This is a genomic window from Mycobacterium sp. SMC-21, assembly GCF_045310825.1.
Taxonomy (GTDB): Bacteria; Actinomycetota; Actinomycetes; order Mycobacteriales; family Mycobacteriaceae; genus Mycobacterium.
In genome coordinates this window covers 314,423-336,512 of sequence record NZ_JBJIAO010000004.1, presented here as the reverse complement: position 1 = coordinate 336,512, position 22,090 = coordinate 314,423, and the positions used below count along the sequence as shown (strand labels likewise).

General features: G+C 67.1%; 11 protein-coding genes and 1 pseudogene. 1 reads left to right on the top strand and 11 read right to left on the bottom strand.

Going from position 1 to position 22,090, the window contains the following annotated elements; all coding sequences use genetic code 11:
• Positions 1-117: 117 nt before the first annotated feature.
• From narI to ACJH6H_RS07165, 4 genes and pseudogenes are all read right to left on the bottom strand, one after another.
• Positions 118-861, bottom strand: coding sequence for a respiratory nitrate reductase subunit gamma (gene narI, locus ACJH6H_RS07180; protein WP_318983978.1), 744 nt, complete (start codon positions 859-861; stop codon positions 118-120).
• On the bottom strand, positions 858-1,544 hold the full coding sequence (narJ, locus tag ACJH6H_RS07175; RefSeq protein ID WP_318983979.1) for a nitrate reductase molybdenum cofactor assembly chaperone: 687 nt from the start codon (positions 1,542-1,544) through the stop codon (positions 858-860). The genes narI and narJ overlap by 4 nt, the downstream gene beginning before the upstream one ends.
• The gene (gene narH / locus ACJH6H_RS07170; protein ID WP_318983980.1) at positions 1,541-3,136 is read right to left on the bottom strand and encodes a nitrate reductase subunit beta; all 1,596 of its coding nucleotides are present in this window, start codon (positions 3,134-3,136) and stop codon (positions 1,541-1,543) included. Before narH ends, narJ begins: the two co-directional genes overlap by 4 nt.
• A gap of 12 nt (positions 3,137-3,148) precedes the next feature.
• Positions 3,149-6,815 (bottom strand): annotated as a pseudogene (locus ACJH6H_RS07165) (nitrate reductase subunit alpha).
• 387 nt (positions 6,816-7,202) lie between these two features.
• Here ACJH6H_RS07165 and ACJH6H_RS07160 point away from each other — a divergent pair.
• Positions 7,203-8,441, top strand: a complete 1,239-nt coding sequence (locus tag ACJH6H_RS07160) for a DUF222 domain-containing protein (protein ID WP_406774514.1) — start codon at positions 7,203-7,205, stop codon at positions 8,439-8,441.
• A 117-nt stretch (positions 8,442-8,558) separates the two neighbouring features.
• On the opposite strand, the gene ACJH6H_RS07155 is transcribed toward ACJH6H_RS07160, so the two are convergent.
• From ACJH6H_RS07155 to ACJH6H_RS07125, 7 genes are all read right to left on the bottom strand, one after another.
• On the bottom strand, positions 8,559-9,485 hold the full coding sequence (locus tag ACJH6H_RS07155; protein ID WP_318983983.1) for an alpha/beta fold hydrolase: 927 nt from the start codon (positions 9,483-9,485) through the stop codon (positions 8,559-8,561).
• Between the two features lie 157 nt (positions 9,486-9,642).
• Positions 9,643-11,217, bottom strand: a complete 1,575-nt coding sequence (locus tag ACJH6H_RS07150) for an acyl-CoA carboxylase subunit beta (RefSeq protein WP_212807528.1) — start codon at positions 11,215-11,217, stop codon at positions 9,643-9,645.
• Positions 11,218-11,227: 10 nt separating this feature from the next.
• Complete coding sequence (pks13, locus tag ACJH6H_RS07145; protein WP_406774513.1) at positions 11,228-16,666, bottom strand: polyketide synthase Pks13; 5,439 nt, start codon at positions 16,664-16,666, stop codon at positions 11,228-11,230.
• A 45-nt stretch (positions 16,667-16,711) separates the two neighbouring features.
• Positions 16,712-18,595, bottom strand: a complete 1,884-nt coding sequence (fadD32, locus tag ACJH6H_RS07140; RefSeq protein WP_406774512.1) for a long-chain-fatty-acid--AMP ligase FadD32 — start codon at positions 18,593-18,595, stop codon at positions 16,712-16,714.
• A gap of 219 nt (positions 18,596-18,814) precedes the next feature.
• Positions 18,815-19,828 (bottom strand): cutinase family protein, encoded by a 1,014-nt coding sequence (locus ACJH6H_RS07135; protein WP_212807532.1) that lies wholly within the window; start codon positions 19,826-19,828, stop codon positions 18,815-18,817.
• Positions 19,829-19,942: 114 nt separating this feature from the next.
• Positions 19,943-20,812: an alpha/beta hydrolase-fold protein gene (locus ACJH6H_RS07130; protein WP_406774526.1), complete on the bottom strand. Its 870-nt coding sequence runs from the start codon at positions 20,810-20,812 to the stop codon at positions 19,943-19,945.
• A 243-nt stretch (positions 20,813-21,055) separates the two neighbouring features.
• The gene (locus tag ACJH6H_RS07125; protein WP_133426184.1) at positions 21,056-22,057 is read right to left on the bottom strand and encodes an esterase family protein; all 1,002 of its coding nucleotides are present in this window, start codon (positions 22,055-22,057) and stop codon (positions 21,056-21,058) included.
• Between the last annotated feature and the right edge of the window lie 33 nt (positions 22,058-22,090).

The following is a 22,090-nucleotide window of genomic DNA, read 5'->3' as shown; positions in this document are numbered from 1 at the left end:
TGCTTCGAATGCGGATACCCACTGGGCACGACAACCTCCCAAATCAATGGATGTTGTCTTGACCGTATGAATCTGCCGGCGATTTCTCGCTCTTGACGTTCGGCACAGCAGCAGGATCTAGACCCAGCGACTGCGAGGAGGCGGCGCCTGCGGCGTCACCCAGGCCTTCGCGTACCGACTGTTGCTGGCGCGCTGCGGGTCCCGGCTGCGGTAGACGACGTACGGCCGCACCAGGTACCCGACCGGGGCGCTGAACATGTGCACCAGCCGCGTGTAGGGCCAGATACCGAAAAGCGTCAGGACGATGAGCACGTGCACCTGGAAGGACAGGGGCGCTGTCGACATCAATTCGGGCGTCGGGTGCGGAGTGAAAAGACTCCGTAGCCAAGGGGATACGGTCTCCCGGTAGTTGTATGCCGACACCACGTTGCCCAGGGTGTTGACCATGCCGGTGACCAGTGCGCCGACCAGCAGCAGGTACATGAGCTTGTCACTGACGGTGGTGGCAGCGCGTACGGCGGGCACCTTCGTACGGCGGTACAACAGGATGGCGGCGCCGGCGATCACCGCGAACCCCGCCGGCGCACCCATCCCGATCGCCATCAGGTGATAGGTGTGTTCGGAAATGCCGATCGCCGAAGTCCACGATTCCGGGATGAGCAGGCCGACTACGTGTCCGCCCAGCACGCCGAGGATGCCGAAGTGGAACAGTGGGCTGCCGAGCCGCAGCAGTCGGCTCTCGTAGATCTGCGATGACCTTGTGGTCCAGCCGAATTGGTCGGTCCGGTAGCGCCAGATGTGCCCCAACACGAACGACGTGAAGGCGATGTACGGCAACGTCATCCACAAGAGGTTGGTCATCGTCTGCCTCCAGTCATGGCGGGATCCATCATCATCGGATCCATGCCGAACGGATCCAGGCCGACGTCCTCCTCTGGCGGGCCGTCGGCGGCGAGTTCAGTGATGCGCCGGCGATCGGCGGTGTTGATCGGCGGCAGGGTCGCCAGGACCGCGGCCAGCAGAGCGGCATATGGAGAACCGCTGTCCTGCAACGACAGCCGCAACAGCTCGAGAACCGGCACGTGCTCGGCCAGGAGTCGTTCGCCGCGCGCCTGGTCGACGGTGGCGGCGAATTCGAGCACCAGCGGCAGGTAGTCGGGCAGCTCTTCGTCGCCGATGGTGATGTCCGCCTGCCGATAGGCGTGCTTGAACCGCAGCAGCGCCATCCCTCTCTTGCGGGTGTCGCCGTAGGCGTAATACGTCAGGTGCAGGCTCGTCCGTCGGCGCATGTCGAACGTCTCGACGTACCGGGTGGCGCGCTCGGTGGCGTTGGTCTCGCAGAAGTACCACAGGAAGTCGGTCACGTGAGTGCGGATCGGCTCCGGCAGTTCACCTGCGGCAGCAGCCAGTTCGTCGGTGAGGGCGCATGTTTCGGCGGTCGGGTAGTCGAGCAACAGCGCCGTGATGCGCCACACCAGCCGTTGCTGGTGCTCGGACAGGTCCGGACCGGTCGCCGTCCGGCGCCCCAGGGACAGGAGCTTCATCGGCTCGGCACCAGTCCGTCGGGACTGCGGCCGTCCCAGTTGAGCAGGTTGACCCGCGTCGGATCGTCCTTCGGCACAGCACTGTTGGTGTCGACGAGGTGGAACTTGTCAGCCATCGCGTCGAAGGCCGACATTCCCGGACCACCGTCACCGTCGAGGCTGCAGCCGGTGGCGATCGCGTCGAGTCGGTGCGCGTCGGAACCCGCACCGCTCGGAATGACGTATCGGTCTTGGTATTTGGCGATGGCCAGCAGCCGGTACATCGACTCGATCTCCTCGCCGGTGAGTCGCACCGACTCGGGAATGGTCTCGTCGAACTCCTCGCCGAGGTTCGCCGACCGCATGTAGGCGCGCATGGCGGCCAGTCGCTGTAAGGCCGCCCGGACGGGCCCGACCTCCCCCGCGGTGAACAGCTCGGCGAGGTACTCGATCGGGATCCGCAGCGTGTCGATGGCGCCGAACAGGTTGTTCTTGTTCTCGCCGTCGTGGCCGGTTTCCTTGAGGATGTCCACCACCGGCGACAGCGGAGGGACGTACCAGACCATCGGCATGGTGCGGTATTCCGGGTGCAACGGCAGCGCCACCTGGTAATCGACGATCAGCCGGTAGACCGGTGAATTCTGCGCAGCCTCAATCCATTCGGGCGAGATGCCGGCTCGCTCGGCCTCGGCGACCACGCGCGGGTCGTGCGGGTTGAGGAACACCCCGAGCTGCGACGGATACAGGTCCTTTTCATCGGTGACCGACGCCGCTTCCAGCACCTTGTCGGCGTCGTAGAGCATCACACCGATGTACCGCAGCCGGCCGACGCACGTCTCGGAGCAGACCGTCGGGATACCCACCTCGACACGGGGGTAACAGAAGGTGCACTTCTCGGCCTTGCCGGTCTTGTGGTTGAAGTAGATCTTCTTGTACGGGCAGCCGGTGACGCACTGGCGCCAGCCGCGGCACTTGTCCTGATCCACCAGGACGATGCCGTCCTCGGCACGCTTGTAGATGGCGCCCGACGGGCACGCCGCGGCACAGGCCGGGTTCAGGCAGTGCTCGCAGATCCGCGGCAGGTAGAACATGAACGTCTGCTCGAATTCGAGCTTGACCTTCTGGCTGACCTCTTCGACCTTGGCCAGCAACGGATCCCGGCCCACCTGCTCGGGTCCGCCGCCGAGATCGTCGTCCCAGTTGGCGCCCCAGGTGACCTTGGTGTCCTGCCCGGTGATCAGCGACTTGGGCCGGGCCACGGGCGTCGTGTCCATCAATGGCGACGACAGCAGGTTGTCGTAGTCGTACGTCCACGGGTCATAGTAGTCGCTGACCGTGGGCAGGTCCGGATTGGCGAAGATGTTCAGCAGCCGCTTGAACCGCGAGCCCGATCTGAGCGTGAGCTTGCCGCGCTTGTTGAGCGTCCACCCGCCCTTCCAGCGCTCCTGGTCCTGGTACTGGCGCGGATAGCCCTGCCCGGGGCGGGTTTCCACATTGTTGAACCAGACGTACTCGACACCGCTGCGGTTGGTCCACGCCTGCTTGCAGGTGACGCTGCAGGTGTGACAGCCGATGCACTTGTCGAGGTTCATCACCATCGCAAGTTGCGCCATGACTCTCATAGGTCAGTACTCCACTTCTTGCGAACGGCGACGGATCGTCGTCACCTCGTCGCGCTGATTACCCGTGGGGCCGTGGTAGTTCAGTGCGAAGGACTGCTGGGCATAGCCGCCGATCAAGTGCGTGGGCTTGATCATGATGCGGGTCAGGGCGTTGTGAATACCGCCGCGCTTGCCGGTCTTCTCGGTACGCGGCACGTCGACCGCCTTGTCCTGGGCGTGGTACATGAAGACCAGGCCCTCGGGCATCCGGTGGCTGACGATCGCGCGCGCGTTCACCACACCGTTGCGGTTGGTGCACTCGATCCAGTCGTTGTCCTTCACCCCGATCTTGGCGGCGTCGACATCCGACATCCAGATCGCCTGTCCACCACGGGAAAGCGTGAGCATGTACAGGTTGTCCTGGTACGCCGAGTGGATGGACCACTTGGAGTGCGGTGTCAGGTAGCGGACGGTGATGCCACCACTGGTGTCACCGACGGCCGGCTCGTCGAACAATGCGGTCATGTCCAACGGCGGGCGGAACGTCGGCAACTGCTCCCCCATCTCGTCCATCCAGTCGTGGTCGAGATAGAAGTGCTGGCGCCCGGTGAGGGTGTGCCACGGCTTGAGCCGCTCGGTGTTGATGGTGAAAGGTGAATAGCGCCGGCCACCGGTTTCGGACCCCGACCACTCCGGCGAGGTGTTGACCGGCATGGGCCGGGACTGGGTGTCCGCGAAGGTGATTCGCTTGCCTTCGTTCTCGGCGGCCAGGTCGACGAGTTCGGTTCCCGTCCGACGCTGCAGGGCCTCAAAGCCCTCCACCGCCAGGCGGCCGTTGGTGGTGCCGGACAGCGCGAGGATGGCTTCGGCCGCGTGCGTGTCCTTGGCCAGCGACGGCCGTCCCGCCGCGACGCCACGATCGGACACTCCGTTGACGCCGGCCAGGTACTCGACTTCGGCATCGGGGTGGGTGGTGACGCCCTTGACCGTCAGACCCAGCGTTTCGACGAGGGGGCCGAGCGCGGCCATCTTGTCGGCCAGCGCCGGGTAGTCGCGTTCCACCGTCACCAGGCGCGGCATGGTCTTTCCCGGAATCGGTTCGCATTCGCCGGCTTTCCAGTCCAGAACCTTTCCGCCGGGCTGGGCGGTGGCGTCGGAGCTGTCGTGGGCCAGCGGCATCGCGACGATGTCCTTGCGCTTACCCAGGTGCTTCTCGGCGAGCCAGGAGAAGCCGCGGGCGATCCGGTGAAAGGCGTCGAAGTCGGTCTTGGTTTCCCACGGCGGCGAGATGGCCGGCGAGAAGGCGTGGACGAAAGGATGCATGTCGGTACTCGAGAGGTCGTGCTTCTCGTACCACGTCGCGGCCGGGAGCACGATGTCCGAGTACAGCGTCGTGCTGGTGTTGCGGAAGTCCAAGGACAGCAGCAGATCCAGCTTCCCTGCCGGTGCCTCGTCGCGCCAGCGCACATCCTGCGGATGTACGCCGTCCTCATCGCTGGCCGCCACGTTGTTGTCGGCGCCCAGCAGGTGCTTGAGGAAGTACTCGTTGCCTTTCGCCGACGAGCCCAGCAGGTTCGACCGCCACACCGTCAGGCAGCGCGGGAAATTCTCCGGAGCATCCGGGTCCTCGCAGGCGAACTGCAGGTGCCCGGACTTCAGGCCGTCCAGTACATGCTGTGCAGCGTCCTTGCCCTGACGCTCGGCTTCGTCGGCCAGATCCAGCGGATTAACGGTTGAACGTCGGGTAACTCGGCATCCACCCCAGCCGGCTCGCGAGAGCGATGTTGTCCGCCGCGGTGCGGCCCGCCAGCATGCCGGTGGCGAGCGGTGAGGTCATCGGCTCGGTGGTGAACCTGTCGTAGCGCCACTGGTCGGTGGCCAGGTACCAGAAAACGGTGCCCTGCATCTGGCGCGGTGCCCGCTGCCAGTCCAGCCCGAATGCCAGTGTCCCCCAGCCTGTTACCGGACGACACTTCTCCTGGCCGACGTAGTGTGCCCAGCCGCCGCCGTTGACGCCCTGACAGCCGGTGAGCATCACAAGAGACAGGAACGAGCGGTAGATCTGATCCGAATGGAACCAGTGATTCGTGCCGGCACCCATGAGGATCATCGAGCGGCCTTTGGAACGCTCTGCGTTGTCGGCGAATTCGCGCGCGATACGCTCCGCGGCCTGCGCCGGCACGCCGGTGATGGCCTGCTGCCACGCCGGGGTGTACGGCTCGGTGGCGTCGTCGTAGCCGGTGGGCCAAGTGCCCGGCAGACCGTCACGGGCCACGCCGTACTGGGCAAGCATGAGGTCGAAGACCGTGGTGACACGCTGTCCCGCAACGATTCTGGTCGGGACGCCGCGCTCCAGGACGCCGGGCTGGTCGGTATCGAACCGAGGGAGTGCAACGGTAGCGACATCATTGGCGCCACCGTGCAGCGTGAGGAGGGGGTCGACCCCCTGCAGGTCCAGGTTCCATTTTCCTTCACCGGAGGCGGTGAAGCGATGGCCCAGGGACCCGTTCGGCACCACCGGGGCGCCGTCGGCGTCGAGCAGTACCGGCTTGGAGACCGCGGCTTCCGTGTCCGCGTGTTCGCCGCCGAGATCCGCTGCGGTGAGGAACTTTCCGGGCACCAACCGGCCGTCGCGCTCGGTCAGCGCGACCAGGAACGGCAGGTCGGTGTACTTCTTGACGTAGTCGGTGAAGTACGGGGTGTTCTTCTCGACGAAGAACTCCTTGAGGATGACGTGGCCCATCGACATGGCGAGCGCGGCGTCGGTACCCGGGTGGGCCGGCAGCCATTCGTCGGCGAACTTGGTGTTGTCGGCGTAATCCGGCGACACCACAACGACTTTCTGGCCGCGGTAGCGCGCCTCGGTCATGTAGTGCGCGTCGGGCGTGCGCGTGACGGGGACGTTCGAGCCCCACATGATGAGATAGCCGGCGTCGAACCAGTCGGCGGATTCGGGGACGTCGGTCTGGTCACCGAACACCTGCGGCGATGCCACCGGCAGGTCGGCGTACCAGTCGTAGAACGACAGCATCGATCCGCCCATGAGCGAAATGAACCGTGCCCCAACGGCATGACTCACCATCGACATGGCGGGAATCGGTGAAAAGCCCGCGACACGGTCCGGGCCGTAGGTCTTGACGGTGTAGACGTGGGCGGCCGCGGCGATCTCGGCGGCCTCCCACCACTCGGCGCGGACGAAGCCGCCGCGACCGCGCGCCGACTTGTAGGCCTTGGCCTTCACCGGGTCTTCGACGACGTCGGCCCAGGCCAGCACCGGGTCCTGCAGCCGTTCCTTGGCTTCGCGGTAGTAGTCGAGCAGGAGGCCACGGACGTACGGATATCGCACGCGCGCAGGCGAATACGTGTACCAGGAGAACGACGCGCCACGAGGGCAGCCGCGCGGCTCGTATTCGGGCTTGTCGGCGCCGATCGACGGGTAGTCGGTTTGTTGCGATTCCCAGGTGATCACGCCGTCCTTGACGTAGATCTTCCATGAGCACGAACCGGTGCAGTTGACGCCATGCGTGGAGCGCACCACCTTGTCGTGGGCCCAGCGGTCGCGATAGAAGTCGTCCGCCGAGCGCCCGCCGACCTTGTGGATCGTGCGCTGGTCTCCGGAGATCTCCCCGCGGTGAAAGTACTTGGACAGTCGCAACAATGCATCGCCGGACGTCGCCGGGCTTCCTGCCAACTCGGCCACAAAGCCCTCCTTTCGAGCCGTCGAAACATGAGGCTAGAACCGGCCGAACGACTGTCAAAAGAACGCACAGAACCCCTCTGACCCTGTGCGACCGCGTTAACAGGGCCGTCATGTCCTGAAACAGACGCGATTTCGGCATCGCGGTTCCTACCTGCGAAGATTCGCCCGTCAGGGCTGGAGCGCAGCAGCGAGTGTGCGTTGCCCGTCACATTGCCGCGGCGGTGCGCCCCGGATTTCTTATCAGCGCGGTAACAAACCGCAGGCGGTGCCCGGAACGGCAGATCCCCTTCCACGGCCGACGACGGCACCGTCGCCGAAGTCCTGATGCAGGGCCCAAAAACCCCTTGCCGTTCGAACATGTGTTCGATACAATTGGGCATGGGAATCGCACCGGATTTCAACGCTCTTCTCGATCACCTGCGTGGCGTGGACATCCCCGACGACATGTCCAGGGACGACGCGGAGGAGGCGCTGCCGTACGTGCTGCGGCTGCGCAATGTGGTCGATCATGTGGCGGCGATGCTGACCGGGGTGCTGGATCGCCGCGATGCGGCGGCGGCGCAGGGGCGGACGCTGCGGGAGTTGTTGATGGCGTTGGGGTGCGCGCCGTCGGTGGCGCAGCGGCTGGTCCGGGTATCGGGCGCGTTGCCGGCGTTGCCGATCCTGGCTGCGCATGCTGCCGATGGTGCGATCTCCGGTGAGCATGTGGATGCGATCGTCAAAGGCATCAACCACATCCAAGCCCGCGCACCCGGTGAGGTGGACGAGGAGACCCGGTTCGCGCAGGTGACCGATCTGTTGGGGCAGTTCTTCTCCGGCGCCACCCCCGCAGACATCGACAAACGCGCCCGCCGGCTGGGCAACCGGGTCGCCGCCGCCGAAGGGGGCCTGCCGGCCGCCGAGGATCGGTCGGTCAACACCGTCGAGCACCGCGTCACCTCCGATGGTCGGGTGCAGGTGCGCGCGGACTTGGACGTGGAGGTGGGCGCCAAGCTGGTCGCAGCGATCGAGGAACACTCGGCACCGCGGCCAGAACCCGACGGCACCCCCGACACCCGCACGGCGGGCAGGCGGCGGGCCGACGCGCTGGAAGCGGTGCTGGACATCGCCGCCCGCGGCGGCGACACCGCGTCCGCGCCGCGCACCCAACTGCTGATCACCGTGCCCGCCGACGCCCCCGACCTGGCCACACTGGAATTCATCGGATCGATCAGCACCATGACCCTGGAACGAATCTGCTGCGACACCACCGTCACCACCATGATCGTCGACGGCGAACACGTACCCCTCGATATGGGGCGCGAGAAACGCCTGTTCCCGGCGCACCTACGCAAAGCGCTCTATCACCGCGATGAATGCTGCATCAAATGCGGCGCCCCACCCGGACGCACCCACGCCCACCACATCATCCACTGGACCCACCACGGTGAGACCTCACTAGCCAACGGCTGCCTGCTGTGCCCAGCCTGCCACGCCAACGTCCACCACGACGGCTGGGACGTCGTCATGGGCCTGGACAAACACCCCTGGCTCATCCCACCCGCGGCCGTCGACCCACACCGAAAACCCATCCCCGCATACAACCGCCGCACCATGCACCTCGACACAGCCGCCTAACACGCAAAGCATTGCGCACCTTGACAACTCAATAGAGAACCTGGCCCTCATGTTCGCGCGGCGGGTCGAATTCGCATCCGCCGCGCGAACATCACGGCTCGCCAATTTCGGCAGCGCCTAGGGTGTCCCGATGAAGTCGACGCCGGCGGTGATCGCCGGGCGATGCCGCAGAATCCGGTAGTGGGCCAGCCGGCCCAGGCCCTTCGTGGTCTCGAGCCGCGCGCCAGGCCACACCTCTGCGATCTCGACACTGGACGAGTAGGGGCTGTCCGGATCATCCGGATCGTGGATGAGCAGTAGCGGCCGGTCGCCGGCGTATTTGGCCGACGCGGTGATGTCGGTGCCCAGCAGCGGCATGCCGAGCCGTCGGTCCAGGCGCCGGTGCAGGCGGTCCCGGATCCGCGGCCCGAAGTTGTGGCGTTCGGCGAAAGCGTCCAGGTACCAGGTGAAGTCGCCCATCGGGGCGAGGAACACCAAGCGCCCCGTCTGCGCACCGCGCGCCGCGGCCAGCGCCGCCGCCTTTGCACCCAGCGAATGACCGACTACGGCGTGCGCCGGCCCGTGCTGAGCGATGACGGCCCGCACTGCTTCCGCGCACTCGACGATGGTGGTGCGGCCCGGCGCCAGTGCCCCCGGCTCCGAATCGTGGTGGCTGGGGAGGTCGAACGCGATGACCCGATACCCCGCCGCGACAAGGGGTTTGACGAAAACCGCCATGTGCGCCCGGCACCCGCCCCAGCCGTGTACCAGGTAGACCAACGGGCCCGAACCCCACGACTGCCCGGCAATGCGGTGGCCGTCCCACGCCGCTTCAAACGGCGTGCTGTCCGGCAGACCGGGCGGCATCTTGGTGCTCAGGTCGACGTCCGGAACCGTGCACCACAATTCGGTGGCCCAGCGAGCTCCGATCGCGGGCGCGAACCGCTCCAGCCACCAGAAGGCCCGGCGCGTTCGGGCCGGGACCGGGGGGAGCACACCGGCATCGGTGTCGGTCACCGCTTCGCCGTTTCGAGCCTGACCGGCACGCGATTCCGTCAATGCCATGCGTCAACCACCTTGGTACGAAGAGTGTCATCCTGCGACGACCGTCGCTGACGGTCTGGCACTACCCACGACGGCCCCATCGCAAACATCGGCCACCAGACGCAAATGTCCCCCAAACACTGTGTGTCGGGGGACATTTGAGTCAGCTCGCGCGAGATCAGAGTGGCGTCAGGCCGTGCTTGCGGGCGATGCGGTCGTGCTTCTGCTTGTCGCGCAACAACTTCAGCGACTTGCGCAGCAGCAGCCGGGACTCGTGCGGCTGGATCACGGCATCGATGTAGCCACGTTCTGCCGCGGTCCACGGAATCGCCATGTTGGCGTTGTAGCCCTCGATGAAGTCCGCCTTGATCTTCTGCACCTCGGGCGCATTCGGATCGGGGAAGCGCTTCACCAGCAGCTGCGCCGCACCCTGGGCACCGATCACCGCGATGCGTGCGGTCGGCCAGGCGAAGTTGAGGTCGGCCGACAGCTGCTTCGAGCCCATGACGGCGTAACCACCGCCGTAGGCCTTACGGATCACGAACGTCACCTTCGGCACGTCGGCCTCGACGATGGCGTTGAAGAAGCGGCCACCGCGCTTGATGATGCCGCCGGTCTCCTCGGCGACACCCGGCAGGGCGCCGGGGGTGTCGACGACGAAAACCAAAGGCAGGTTGAAGGAGTCGCAGAACCGGATGAACCCGGCCGCCTTGTCGGAGGCCTCGTTACCGATGGCGCCCGCCATGAACAGCGGCTGGTTGGCGATGACGCCGACCGGCCGGCCGTCGACCCGCGCGAACGCGGTGATCATCTCCGGAGCGCGCTGTTCGGCGATCTCGAAGATGTCGCCGTCGTCGAACATGCGGAGCAGGATGTCCATCATGTCGTAGCCGGCGTTGTCGGCGTCCGGCACGATCTTGTCCAGCTCGAAGTCGCTGGGCGTCAGCTCCGGCTCCAGGCCCGGGTTGACGATCGGCGGGTCGTCCCAGGTGTTGGCAGGCAGGAAGCTCAGGTAGTCGCGGACGTACTGGAAGGCGGCGGCCTCGTCCTCGACGACCTTGTGGATGTTGCCGCGCTGCGCCTGGACATCCGCGCCACCGAGCTCGTCGAAGGTCACGTCCTCGCCGGTGACGTCCTTGATGACGTCCGGGCCGGTGATGAACATGTAGCCCTGATCGCGCACGGCCACCAACAGGTCGGTCTGGATCGGCGAGTACACCGCACCACCGGCGCACTTGCCGAGGATGATCGAGATCTCCGGCACCGTGCCGCGCAGCATCTCGTGGCGGCGGCCGAGCTCGGCGTACCAGGCCAGCGAGGTGACGGCGTCCTGGATGCGGGCACCCGCGGAGTCGTTGATGCCGATGATCGGGCAGCCGACCATGGCCACCCACTCCATCAGCTTGGCGACCTTGCGGCCGAACATCTCGCCGACCGAGCCCTGGAACACCGTCTGGTCATGGCTGAACACCGCGACCGGACGGCCGTCGATGGTGGCGTGGCCGGTCACCACACCGTCGCCGTACAGCGCGTTCGGGTCGCCGGGCGTCTTGGCGAGCGCGCCGATCTCGAAGAAGCTGCCCGGGTCGACGAGCGCGTGGATGCGGGCGCGGGCCGACGGAATGCCCTTCTTGTCGCGCCGCGCCTTGGCCTTCTCGTCACCGGGATCGGCTGCCAGCTCCAGCTTTCGGCGAAGCTCTGCGAGCTTCTCTGCCGTCGTGGCAGGGCTGCGCTGTTCGGTAACTTCAGTCACGGTTCTCCTACTACTTCCCGGCCTGGATCTGGTTGATGGCCTGGCTCATGTGCGCCCCGACCTTGGCAATGTACGGCTCGTCGATGGCCTGGATGTGCTCGCCGCCGATATTCACGACCTCGAGATCGGGCGCGAACTCGCCCCATCCGCCGTCGGGCTGACGGGTCGCGTACGCAGGTTCGAACACGATCGCGTCGTCGTGGTAACGGTCCGCCATGTAGAGCACGACGTGGCCGTCATACGGCTGGATGTCGATGGTGTCCAGCGCGCGGTTGTCGAGATACGACGTGCGCTGGTGCTCGATGATGCCGCCCGGGATCTGCACGCCGCTCTGCGCGACGATGTCCAGCACGAACTTCACCTGGCCCTCGTCGTCGAGCTTCTCCAGCTCCTCGTACGGAATCTCCGGAATCTCGACGTTGAAGGTGCGCTCGGCGAAGCGGGCATAGCGATCCCAGCGGGCTCGCATACCGGCCTGGCTCTTGTCGATCGGCGTGCCGGGTCGCACGCAGTCGATCAACCCGACGTACTGCACATCGGCACCGGCCTGCTTGAGCCCGATGGCGCACGCGTATGCCAGCGCCCCACCCAGCGACCAACCGGCCAGCACGAACGGGCCCTTGTGCATCTCCAGCAGCTTCGGCACGTACTCGGCGGCGCGCTCCTCGATGGAGCCTTCGACGCGTTCGATGCCGTAGACCGGGATGTCCTCGGGCAGGCGCTTCAACAGCGGCTCGTAGACCACCGTCGAGCCACCGGCCGGGTGGAAGACGAACAGGGGTACCTGCGACCCACCTTCTTTCGGTGCCCGCAGGGTGCGGACGAAGCCGTCCACCACGCCGTCTTCCAGCTGATCACGCACGATCGTGGACAGCTCTTCGATCGTCTTGGCCGTCCGCACCTGCTCGACCGTCACGATGCCCTCGGCGCGCTCGGAAAGCCGCTCGGACAGTTTGGTCGCGGTCGCGTCGTCGACGGCCGGCAGCTCGTTGAAGATGCCACCCGGTGACTTGCCGGTGACGATCGCCCACGTCGCGAAGGTGACGCGCTCAGCCGCATCGCGCGGCGGCACGTCGGCGCCGAGCGCCTCGGTGACCGCCTCCTGCGTGAGGACCTTGGCGGCAGCCGCCGCAGCGGTCGCCTGGCTCGGTCCGGCCGGTCCCGACGGGTTCGTCGGCGGCGGCGGGACGGCCGCCGGGCCGGCGGGGTTCGTCGGGGGCGGCGGAACCTCCAGCGCGACAGCGGAGTCCGTGGCGATCTCGGCCGCCGCCGGCTTGTCGTCGTCCTTGTCGGCCAGCGGGTGCCCGGCCTCGGCCAGCTTGGCCTCCAGCTCGGCGACCGTCGTCGCGCCACCCATCAATTCGGCCTGCGCGGCGGCGATCTCCTCGGCCGTCTGCCCCTTCTGTGCCTCGGCAAGCTGGCCGACCTCGTCGCGGTGCTCGATGGCGTAGTGGATCAGCTTCTCCACCGCGTACAGGTTGGCGTCACGCACCGCGGTCAGCTGGATCGGAGGCAGGTCGAAGTCGTACTCGACGCGGTTCTTGATCCGGACCGCCATCAGCGAGTCCAGACCCAGCTCGATCAGCGGCACCTCCCACGGCAGGTCCTCAGGCTCGTAGCCCATGGCGCCGCCGACGATGGCACCCAACCGGTCCGCGACGGTCTCGCCGGAATCCGGCGACCACTTCTTGAAACCGGCGGCCAGGCCGGCGCCCGCGGTCAGGTTGTCCTGCAGGATGGCGGCGTCGTCTTCGGGTTCCGGTGCGGCGGCGGCGGTTTCGGCCACTGATGCGCCGACGGCGGCCGGCAGGGCCGCACCACCCATGGCGACCGGCAGCGCCGCACCATCACCACCGCGGGTGACGACGGCGTCGTACACCAGGGTGAAGGACTCGCCCATGCGGGCGTGCACCTGCACCGTGCCGCCACCGGGGTGCCGGGTCAGCGTGGTGACCAAGCGCGCGCCCTCACCCGGGATGGCACGCTGCTCGTAAGCGGTCAGCGCCGCATCCGGAAGCACCTGCGCCGCAGCGGCTTTCACCAGCTTGGCCAGCGCCGCGGCGTCGACCTCGCCGCGCGGGGCGTACTCCCACACGTGCCGGCCGTCCGGGGTCGCGACGTGGCTGCCCGGCTCGATGGCCGAGCTGTCGGCGGTGAAGTGCGCGTCCAGCCAGTGCGGCTTGCGCTTGAAGCGCGTCGGCGGGATGGGCGCGTAGTCGACGGCCGGGTTCTCGGCCGGCGAGAACAGCGTCCGGAAGTCCAGGTCGTGGCCGTGCACGAACAGCTGGGCCATGGCGTTGGTCATCGAGTCGACCTCGTCCTGCTTACGGGCGAGGGTCGGGATCAGCTGACCGTCATGCAGGCCGGCCGACATCGTGGTGAGCCCAACCTGCATGAGTGCCACCGGGTTCGGCGCAAGCTCGAGGAAGGTGGTGTGCCCGTTGTCGACGGCGTTGCGGATGCCGTGGGTGAAGTAGACGCTGTGGCGCAGCCCCTTCTTCCAGTACTCGACATCGTGGATCGGCTCCGCACCGGCCCGGATCAGCTGACCCTCGTGCACCGTCGAGTAGTAGGCCGTCTGCAGCGGGCGCGGCTCGATGCCCTGGATTTCCGCGGACAGCTCACCGAGCAGCGGGTCCATCTGCTGTGTGTGGCTGGCGCCCTTGGTCTGCATCTTGCGGGCGAACTTGCCCTCGGATTCGGCGCGGGCGATGATCGCGTCGACCTGCTCCGGCGGACCTCCGATGACGGTCTGGGTCGGGGCGGCGTAGACGCACACCTCGAGGCCCGGGAAGTCGGCGAAGACCGTCTTGATCTCCTCGGCCGAGTACTCGACCAGCGCCATCAGGCGGATGTACTCGCCGAACAGCATGGCCTCGCCCTCACCCATGAGGTGGGCACGCGAGCAGATCGTGCGGGTGGCGTCGGCCAGCGACAGGCCACCGGAGAAGTAGGCCGCGGCCGCTTCACCGAGCGACTGGCCAACTACCGCACCGGGTTTCGCGCCGTGCGCCTTCAGCAGCTCGCCGAGCGCGATCTGCAGCGCGAAGATCACGGTCTGGACGACCTCGATCGGGTATTCGCAGGTCTCGTTGGTGTAGTCGATGGCGTCGTCGAGGATCAGCTCGACGACCGAGTAGCCACGCTCGTCCTGGATGAGCGCGTCGACCTTGTTGATCCACTCCGCGAAGATGGGATCGTTCAGGTACAGGCTCTTGCCCATCTTGCGGTGCTGCGCACCGAAACCGGCGAGCACCCACACCGGGCCGTTGGTGACCGGGCCATCGGCGGCCAGCACCAGCGGGCTCTGCTTGCCCTCGGCCAGCGCCCGCAGACCCTTGACGGCTTCGTCGTGGTCGTGCGCGAGAATCACTGCGCGCGAACGGCCGTGGTTGCGGCGCGACAGCGAGCGACCGATGGACTCCAGCGAGTAGGACCGGCCCACCTCGCTGTCGATCCAGTCCGCCAGCTCAGCGGCAGCCGACTTCTTGCGCGAGGTGAGGAAGCCCGAAACCGCAAGCGGGACAATGCGCTTGACCGGCTCGGCAGCCTCCAGCTCGGCGCGGCCGGCCTCGATCAGCTCCAGCGCCCGCTCGGTCAGGCCGGGGAGCTCGGGCTCGTCGTCGGTCCCGTAGCCGTAGAACTCGGCGTCACCACGCGTGTCGTTGTCGTCGTCGATGAACTCGCCGTACTCGTCCATCTTGACGCCACCCACGTAGACGGCGCCCGCATCCGAGGCCGGCTTCTCCTCGGCCACAACCTCTTTCGGCTCCGGCTCGACGAGGTCACTGGGCAGCACCTGACGCATGACGATGTGCGCGTTGGCGCCACCGAAACCGAAACCGGAGACACCGGCGATGGCGTGACCGCTGTAACGCGGCCAGTCCGACAGCTCGGCGTTGACCTTGAGGTGTTCCTTGTCGAAGTCGATGTACGGGTTGGGGCCCGCGTAGTTGATCGACGGCGGCAGCTTGTCGTGGTACAGCGCCAGCGTCATCTTCGCGACGCTGGCCGCACCGGCGGCCGACTCCAGGTGTCCCACATTGGATTTCACGGCGCCCAGCAGCGCCGGCTTGTCGGCGGCGCGGCCACGGCCCACGACGCGGCCGAGCGCGTCGGCCTCGATCGGGTCACCCAGGATGGTGCCGGTACCGTGCGCCTCGATGTAATCGACGGTCTTCGGGTCGACGCCGGCGTCCTTGTAGGCCTTGCGCAGCACCGCTTCCTGCGCGTCGGGGTTCGGGGCCAGCATGCCGTTGGAGCGGCCGTCGTGGTTGATGGCCGAACCGGTGATCACCGCGAGGATCTCGTCACCGTCGCGACGGGCGTCGGCGACGCGCTTGAGCACGACCATGCCGCCACCCTCGGAACGGGCGTAGCCGTCGGCATCGGAGCTGAACGACTTGATGCGGCCGTCCGGCGCCAGGACGCCGCCGACCTCGTCGAAGCCGACCGTCACCATCGGGGTCACCAGGGCGTTGACACCACCGGCGACGACGACGCTGGCCTCACCCGAGCGCAGCGCCTTGACGCCCTCGTGGATCGCGACCAGCGACGACGAACACGCGGTGTCGATGGCCATCGACGGCCCGCGGAAGTCGAAGAAGTACGACACCCGGTTGGCGATGATGGAGCTCGCGGTGCCGGTGATGGCGTACGGGTGCGTGATCGACGGGTCGGACACCGACAGGAAGCTGTAGTCGTTGGTCGAGCTACCGACGAACACGCCTACCGACTCGCCGCGCAGCGACGACGCCGGGATACGGGCGAACTCCAGTGCCTCCCAGGTCAATTCGAGCGCCATCCGCTGCTGCGGATCGATGTTGTCGGCTTCCATCTTGGCCAGCGCGAAGAACTCGGCGTCGAAGCCCTTGATGTCCGACAGGTAGCCGCCGCGGGTGCGGGCCTTGGCCACGCGCTCGGCGATCCGGGGCTCGGACAGGAACTCTTCCCAGCGGCCCTCGGGCAGGTCGGTGATGGCGTCGCGGCCTTCGACCAGCGCCCGCCACATCTCGTCGGGCGTGTTCATGTCACCCGGGAAGCGGGTGGCCAGGCCGACAATCGCGATGTTCATCGCGTCGTCGTCGGCGTCGCGGGACCAGTCCTCGGCGTTCGCGGCGTCCGTGTCTTCCTCGGGCTCGCCCTCGACGATGACCTGCGCCAGCGACTCGATGGTCGGGTGCCGGAACGCCACCGTGGCGGTCAGCGTGACACCGGTGAGGTCCTCGATATCGGACGCCATGGCGACCGCGTCGCGCGACGCCAGGCCGAGCTCGACCATCGGCACCGACTCGTTGATGGAGTCCGCCGGCTGACCGGTGGCATTGGCCACCCAGTTGCGCAGCCACTCCCGCATCTCCGGCACGGACATGCCGTTAGCCCGAGCGGGAACCTGCCCCTCCTGCGGCGAAGTGTCGATTTCGTTCGAATTGTCTTCGGTGTCAGTCATTTTCACTGTTCACTTTCGCCGCCGGACAGGGTTGCCGGGTGTGGGTCAGTTCAGATCGTCGGGGAAGGCGTTGGCCACCTTGCCGCTGCGCAGCGTGCCGTCCAGGTACGCCGCACGGGTGGCCCGGCGGCCGATCTTGCCGCTGGAGGTGCGCGGGATGGCGCCGGCCGCGGTCAGCAGCACGTCGCGCACGGTGACGCCGTGACGGACCGCGACGGCGGCCCGGATGTCGTCGACGATCGGCTGCGGTTCGAGCTTGTGCGCGCCCGGGGCCCGCTCGGCGACGATGACCAGCTGCTCGGAGCTGTCGTCGGGATCGCGCTTGAGGCCCGAGTGGGCGTCGGCGAAGACCTCGTCGGGCAGCTGGTTGGCCGGCACCGAGAACGCCGCGACGTAACCGACGCGCAACGCCTTGCTGGCCTCCTGCGCCGAGTACTCGAGGTCCTGCGGGTAGTGGTTACGGCCGTCGATGATCACCAGGTCCTTGACGCGGCCGGTGATGTACAGCTCGCCGTCGTGGTAGGCGCCGTAGTCGCCGGTGCGCACCCAGGTGGCGTCGTCGGCCGCGCCCTCGGCGTGCGACGGGCTGGTGCGCGACTTGAGGGTGTTCTGGAACGTCTCGACGGTCTCCTCGGGCTTGCCCCAGTAGCCGGTGCCCATGTTGGCGCCGCTGATCCAGATCTCGCCGATCTGGCCGTCGGGCAGCTCGGTGGCGGTCTCGGCGTCCACGATGACGGCCCATTCGTCGACACCGACCTTGCCGGCGCCGGCCTGGGCGACAGCCTTCGGCGAGTCGTCCGGAACCACCACGAAGGTGCCGGTGTTGAGGGCGTCGCGATCCACCGACACGATGGTCGGCTCGTCGGCCGACGGCGTGGTCGACACGAACAGCGTCGCCTCGGCCAGGCCGTAGGACGGCTTGATGGCCTTGGCGGGGAAGCCGAACGGACCGAAGGCCTCGTTGAACCGCCGCACCGTCGCCGCCGAGATCGGCTCGCTGCCGTTCAGCACGGCCTTGACGTTGGAGAGGTCGATCTTCTCCTTGGGCACGCCACGGGCGGCGGCGTGGTCGAACGCGAAGTTCGGGGCCACGGAGATGGTGCCGCCGGTGTCGCCTTCCTTGCGGGCGAGCTCACGGATCCAGCGCTCCGGCCGACGCACGAAGGCCGCCGGGGTCATGAACGTGAAGCTGTGGCCGATCATCGGCGCGAGCAGCGCGGTGATCAGGCCCATGTCGTGGAAGAACGGCAGCCAGGACAGGCCGCGGTCGCCCTCTTCGCCCTCGAGGGCCTCGACGACCTGCACCACGTTGGTGGCCAGGTTCAGGTGGGTGATCTGCACGCCCGTCGGGATGCGGGTCGAACCCGACGTGTACTGCAGGTAGGCGATGGTGTGCTCGTCGACGTCGTCGAATGGGATCCAGGTGACGGCGACCTCGTCCGGCACGGCGTCGACGGCGATGACACGCGGACGTTCATTGGCCGGGCGGCTGCGGAAGAACTTGCGGACGCCTTCGGCGGCGGCGGTCGTGGTCAGGATGGCCGACGGCTTGCAGTCGTCGAGCACGGCGTGCAGGCGGCCGACGTGGCCGGGCTCCGACGGATCGAACAGCGGCACGGCGATGCGGCCGGAGTACAGGACGCCGTAGAACGCCACGAGGTATTCGAGGTTCTGCGGGCACAGGATTGCGACGCGGTCGCCCACCTGGGTCACCTGTTGCAGCCGCGCGGCCACGGCTTTGTTGCGCGCGCTGAACTGCGACCAGGTCAGGTCTTTGGCCTCGCCGTCACGCTCCGTGGAGAAGTCCAGGAACCGGAACGCGAGCCGGTCCCCACGGACCTTCGCCCAGCGCTCGACGTGCTTCACGATGCCGGCGCCGTCCGGGAAGGTGATCTTCCCGTTCTTGACGAACGGGTTGTGGAACGCCATCAAAATCTCCTGTTCACAGCCTGCCGCGCTGGTTACGTCGTATGCGGCCAGTCACGCCAAATCCCGGCAAATGGTACCGGGCAGTAGCGATATGCCACCCCAAGATGCCCAGTCAATGATAAGACCGTGCTCTTAGCTATCTCTTAATGTTAGGTGACGCGAATTCGCAGGCCAAATCGCCCCACCGGTTTTGTACTCGCCAGTAGCCAACAAGTGATGTCAGCCGTGTTTGGGGTGCGGCGCGTTGTCGACGAGGTCCTTGGCCCAGTTCAGCGTCCACTGTGTGGAGGTCTGGCCGTCGAGCGTCCAGAACTGCGGCGTGTTGTACAGCGCGTGCACCGGTCCCGCGGCGCTGCCCGACAGCGTGGCGAGCGTGCTGGGCAGGTTGACGACGTTGAACGCCTCGGTCGGCGCGGCGCAGATCAGGTCGCCCTTTCCGCAGATCTCGTTGACCCGGTCGTTGAGCGCACCGAAGCCGCCGACGCGCGGTCCCGTCATGTTCAGCCCGAGCATGCCGAGCGGCAGTTCGTGCAGCGTGATCTCGGCGCCCTGTCCCGGCGGGTTCGGACCGATGTCCTTGCCGACATTGGGCTGGCGCCGGCCGTCGGCGATCAACGTCACGCCGAGCACGAGGTCCTGGTCGATGGGACCGCGGCCGTTGCCGATGTCACTGGCGATGTCGCCGGCGATCACCGCGCCCTGTGAGAAGCCGATGATGACGAAGCTCGTCAGCGGGCAGCGGTTGTTGATGTCCGTGATGGCTTCGACGGCCTTCTTCTTGCCCTCTTCGCGGCTGTCGTTGTACGACATCTGATTGTCCGCGGCCAGCGGGTTATGGAACTGCGCGGTGTAGGGCACCGTGTACTGCGCCAACCGGTCGGCACCGAACTGCTGGCCGAGCGGGTTGCTGACGTTCAGCAGCAGCGCGATCGGGAACGACGGCGTCGGGTTCAGCGGGTCGAGCGCCCGTGAGGACTCCCAGGTGCCCGGGATCGAGATCAGCTGCACATCGGGGCAGTCGGCCGACTGGTACGCCGGCCGCGGCTTGGACGGCTTCGCGCTGGGACCGGACGTCGGCGGCTGCGCCGAGGGCGGCGTCGGCCCCGGGATCTCACCGGGCTGACGCAGCCACACCACGATCGCGAACGCGACCACGATGACCAGCAGTGCCACCGCACCCGCCGCGGCAATGGCGAGGATGCGATGGCGGCGGCGGCGATTGTTGGTGGCCATGTGGTGTGAGGTCTCCTGCGGGCTGAATCAAGCGGTTGCCATCCGAATCTAGTCAGCAGGCGTCACGGACTGGTCACGCCGGCGCGTTCCGTCGGCAAGATCACTCCGGTTGGGCTAGCGGATGACGCTCACCAGTTCGCCCGACATGGCACCGAGCTGACCACTCCAGCTGCCCCAGTCGTGCTGCGGGCCGTCGGGGAAGTCGAAGTGCCCGTTGTGGCCGCCCACGCTGCGGTAATGCGCGTAGAAGGCGCGGTTGCTGCCCTGCGCCTGGTCGCAGTAACCGATCATCGCGGCCGGGTCACTGCAGGTGACCGTCGACGGGCTGAACACCCAGATCCGGGTGTTGTTCTGGTTCAGCAGGCTCACGTGCACATCCGGGTCGTGCCACTTCCAGCGGCCCAGCTGCGGGGCGCCCCACATGCCGTAGGTGTCCACGCCGCCGAACTCACGCATGCCGGCGGTGATGGCGCCGTTGAACGTCGTCGCCGACGGGGTCAGGAAGCCCGACAGCGAGCCCGCGAAGCGGAACCGGTCCGGGTGGAACTCGGCCAGCGTCAGGGCCGCGGTGCCGCCCTGGGCCGCGCCGACGACGCCGTGGCCGTTGGGGGCCAGGCCCTTGGTGGCGGCCAGATAGTCCGGCAGCTCCTGGCTCAGGAACGTCTCCCACTGCTTGCTGCCGTCCTGCTCCCAGTTGGTGTAGAAGCTGAACGCGCCGCCGGCCGGGGCGACCACCGAGATGCCCTTACCGGCGAGGGTGCCCATGGCGTTGCCCGCGGTGACCCAGTTGCTCACATCCGGGCCGGCGTTGAAGGCATCGAGCAGATAGACCGCGTGCGGGCCACCGGCCTGGAACGTCACCGGGATGTCGCGGCCCATCGCGGCCGAGGGCACCATCAACGTCTCGACACCCGCGGCGCGGGCCGTTCCGGTGCCCGTCAGGAGGCCGCCGGCGAGCACTACCGCCGCCGCCGTCGCGGCCATCGTCCGGAACATTGCCTGCAGCCCCATAACCAACCTCACCTGTCGTGATCGTCGAGCGTCCTGAACCCGCGTTGTAGTGAACCACATCACCTCGACGGCTGTCCCGGACAAAGGGAGGGAACGTTGCCAGCGGATGGGGTGATGTTCGGCTACGCCGCCGTAAACGACTGGCGGCGACGACCCGTCAAGGTCGCCGCCGCCAGTGCGAGTTGTTGCCAGAGGATTTACCTCAGGATGAGCGTGTTACGCCTGTCCCGAAGCACCCAGCACACGCTGCAGGTCAGGCTTCATGGCCTGCAGCTGCTGGCCCCAGTAGCCCCAGTCGTGGGTGCCGCTGTTGGGGAAGTTGAACACACCGTTGGTGCCACCGGCAGCCAGGTAGGTCTGCTGGAAGGTGCGGTTGGTGCGGATGGTCAGGCCCTCCAGGAACTTGGCCGGCACGTTGTCGCCGCCCAGGTCGCTCGGGTTGCCGTCGCCGCAGTAGACCCACAGACGGGTGTTGTTCGCCACCAGGGTGCCGATGTTCACGAACGGGTCGTTGCGCTTCCAGGCGTTGTTCGGGTCGCCAGTGGAGCCCCACATGTCGTCGGCCTTGTAGCCGCCGGCGTCACCCATCGAGATGTTGACCAGGAACGGCCACCAGCCCTCGGACAGGTTCAGGAAGCCCGACATCGAGCCCGCGTAGATGAACTGCTGCGGGTGGTAGATGGCGAGGGTCATCGCGGCCGAGCCGGCCATCGACAGACCGACAGCAGCGCCACCGGTCGGCTTGACCGACTTGTTGGCCTGCAGGTAAGCGGGCAGCTCCTGGGTCAGGAAGGTCTCCCACTTGTAGGTCTGGCAGCCCGACTTGCCGCACGCCGGCTTGTACCAGTCGCTGTAGAAGCTGGACTGGCCACCGACGGGCATGACCATCGAGATGCCCGAGCCGTTGTACCACTCGAAGGCGGCGGTGTTGATGTCCCAGCCGTTGTAGTCGTCCTGCGCACGCAGACCGTCCAGCATGTACACGGCCGGCGAGCCCGCGCCACCACTCTGGAACTGGATCTTGATGTCGCGACCCATGGCCGCGGACGGAACCTGCAGGTACTCAACCGGCAGACCGGGACGCGAGAAAGCCCCTGCAGTCGCCGTTTCACCGACGACCCCGACAAGACCGGGCAGCGCTGCCGCGGCAACGGCCGCAACCGCCATCCGGCGCGGCATGGCCTTGGCCATCGACCGCATCTTCCCAACGAAACTCATACCGCTCCCTAATCTTTCCTATGACGGCGTACG

Bases quoted from the DNA above. Each gene is read 5' to 3' on its own strand.
- narI (WP_318983978.1), bottom strand. From the start codon at position 861: ATGACCAACCTCTTGTGGATGACGTTGCCGTACATCGCCTTCACGTCG.
- narJ (WP_318983979.1), bottom strand. From the start codon at position 1,544: ATGAAGCTCCTGTCCCTGGGGCGCCGGACGGCGACCGGTCCGGACCTG.
- narH (WP_318983980.1), bottom strand. From the start codon at position 3,136: ATGGCGCAACTTGCGATGGTGATGAACCTCGACAAGTGCATCGGCTGT.
- ACJH6H_RS07160 (WP_406774514.1), top strand. From the start codon at position 7,203: ATGGGAATCGCACCGGATTTCAACGCTCTTCTCGATCACCTGCGTGGC.
- ACJH6H_RS07155 (WP_318983983.1), bottom strand. From the start codon at position 9,485: ATGGCATTGACGGAATCGCGTGCCGGTCAGGCTCGAAACGGCGAAGCG.
- pks13 (WP_406774513.1), bottom strand. From the start codon at position 16,666: ATGACTGACACCGAAGACAATTCGAACGAAATCGACACTTCGCCGCAG.
- fadD32 (WP_406774512.1), bottom strand. From the start codon at position 18,595: ATGGCGTTCCACAACCCGTTCGTCAAGAACGGGAAGATCACCTTCCCG.
- ACJH6H_RS07135 (WP_212807532.1), bottom strand. From the start codon at position 19,828: ATGGCCACCAACAATCGCCGCCGCCGCCATCGCATCCTCGCCATTGCC.
- ACJH6H_RS07130 (WP_406774526.1), bottom strand. From the start codon at position 20,812: ATGGCCGCGACGGCGGCGGCGGTAGTGCTCGCCGGCGGCCTCCTGACG.
- ACJH6H_RS07125 (WP_133426184.1), bottom strand. From the start codon at position 22,057: ATGAGTTTCGTTGGGAAGATGCGGTCGATGGCCAAGGCCATGCCGCGC.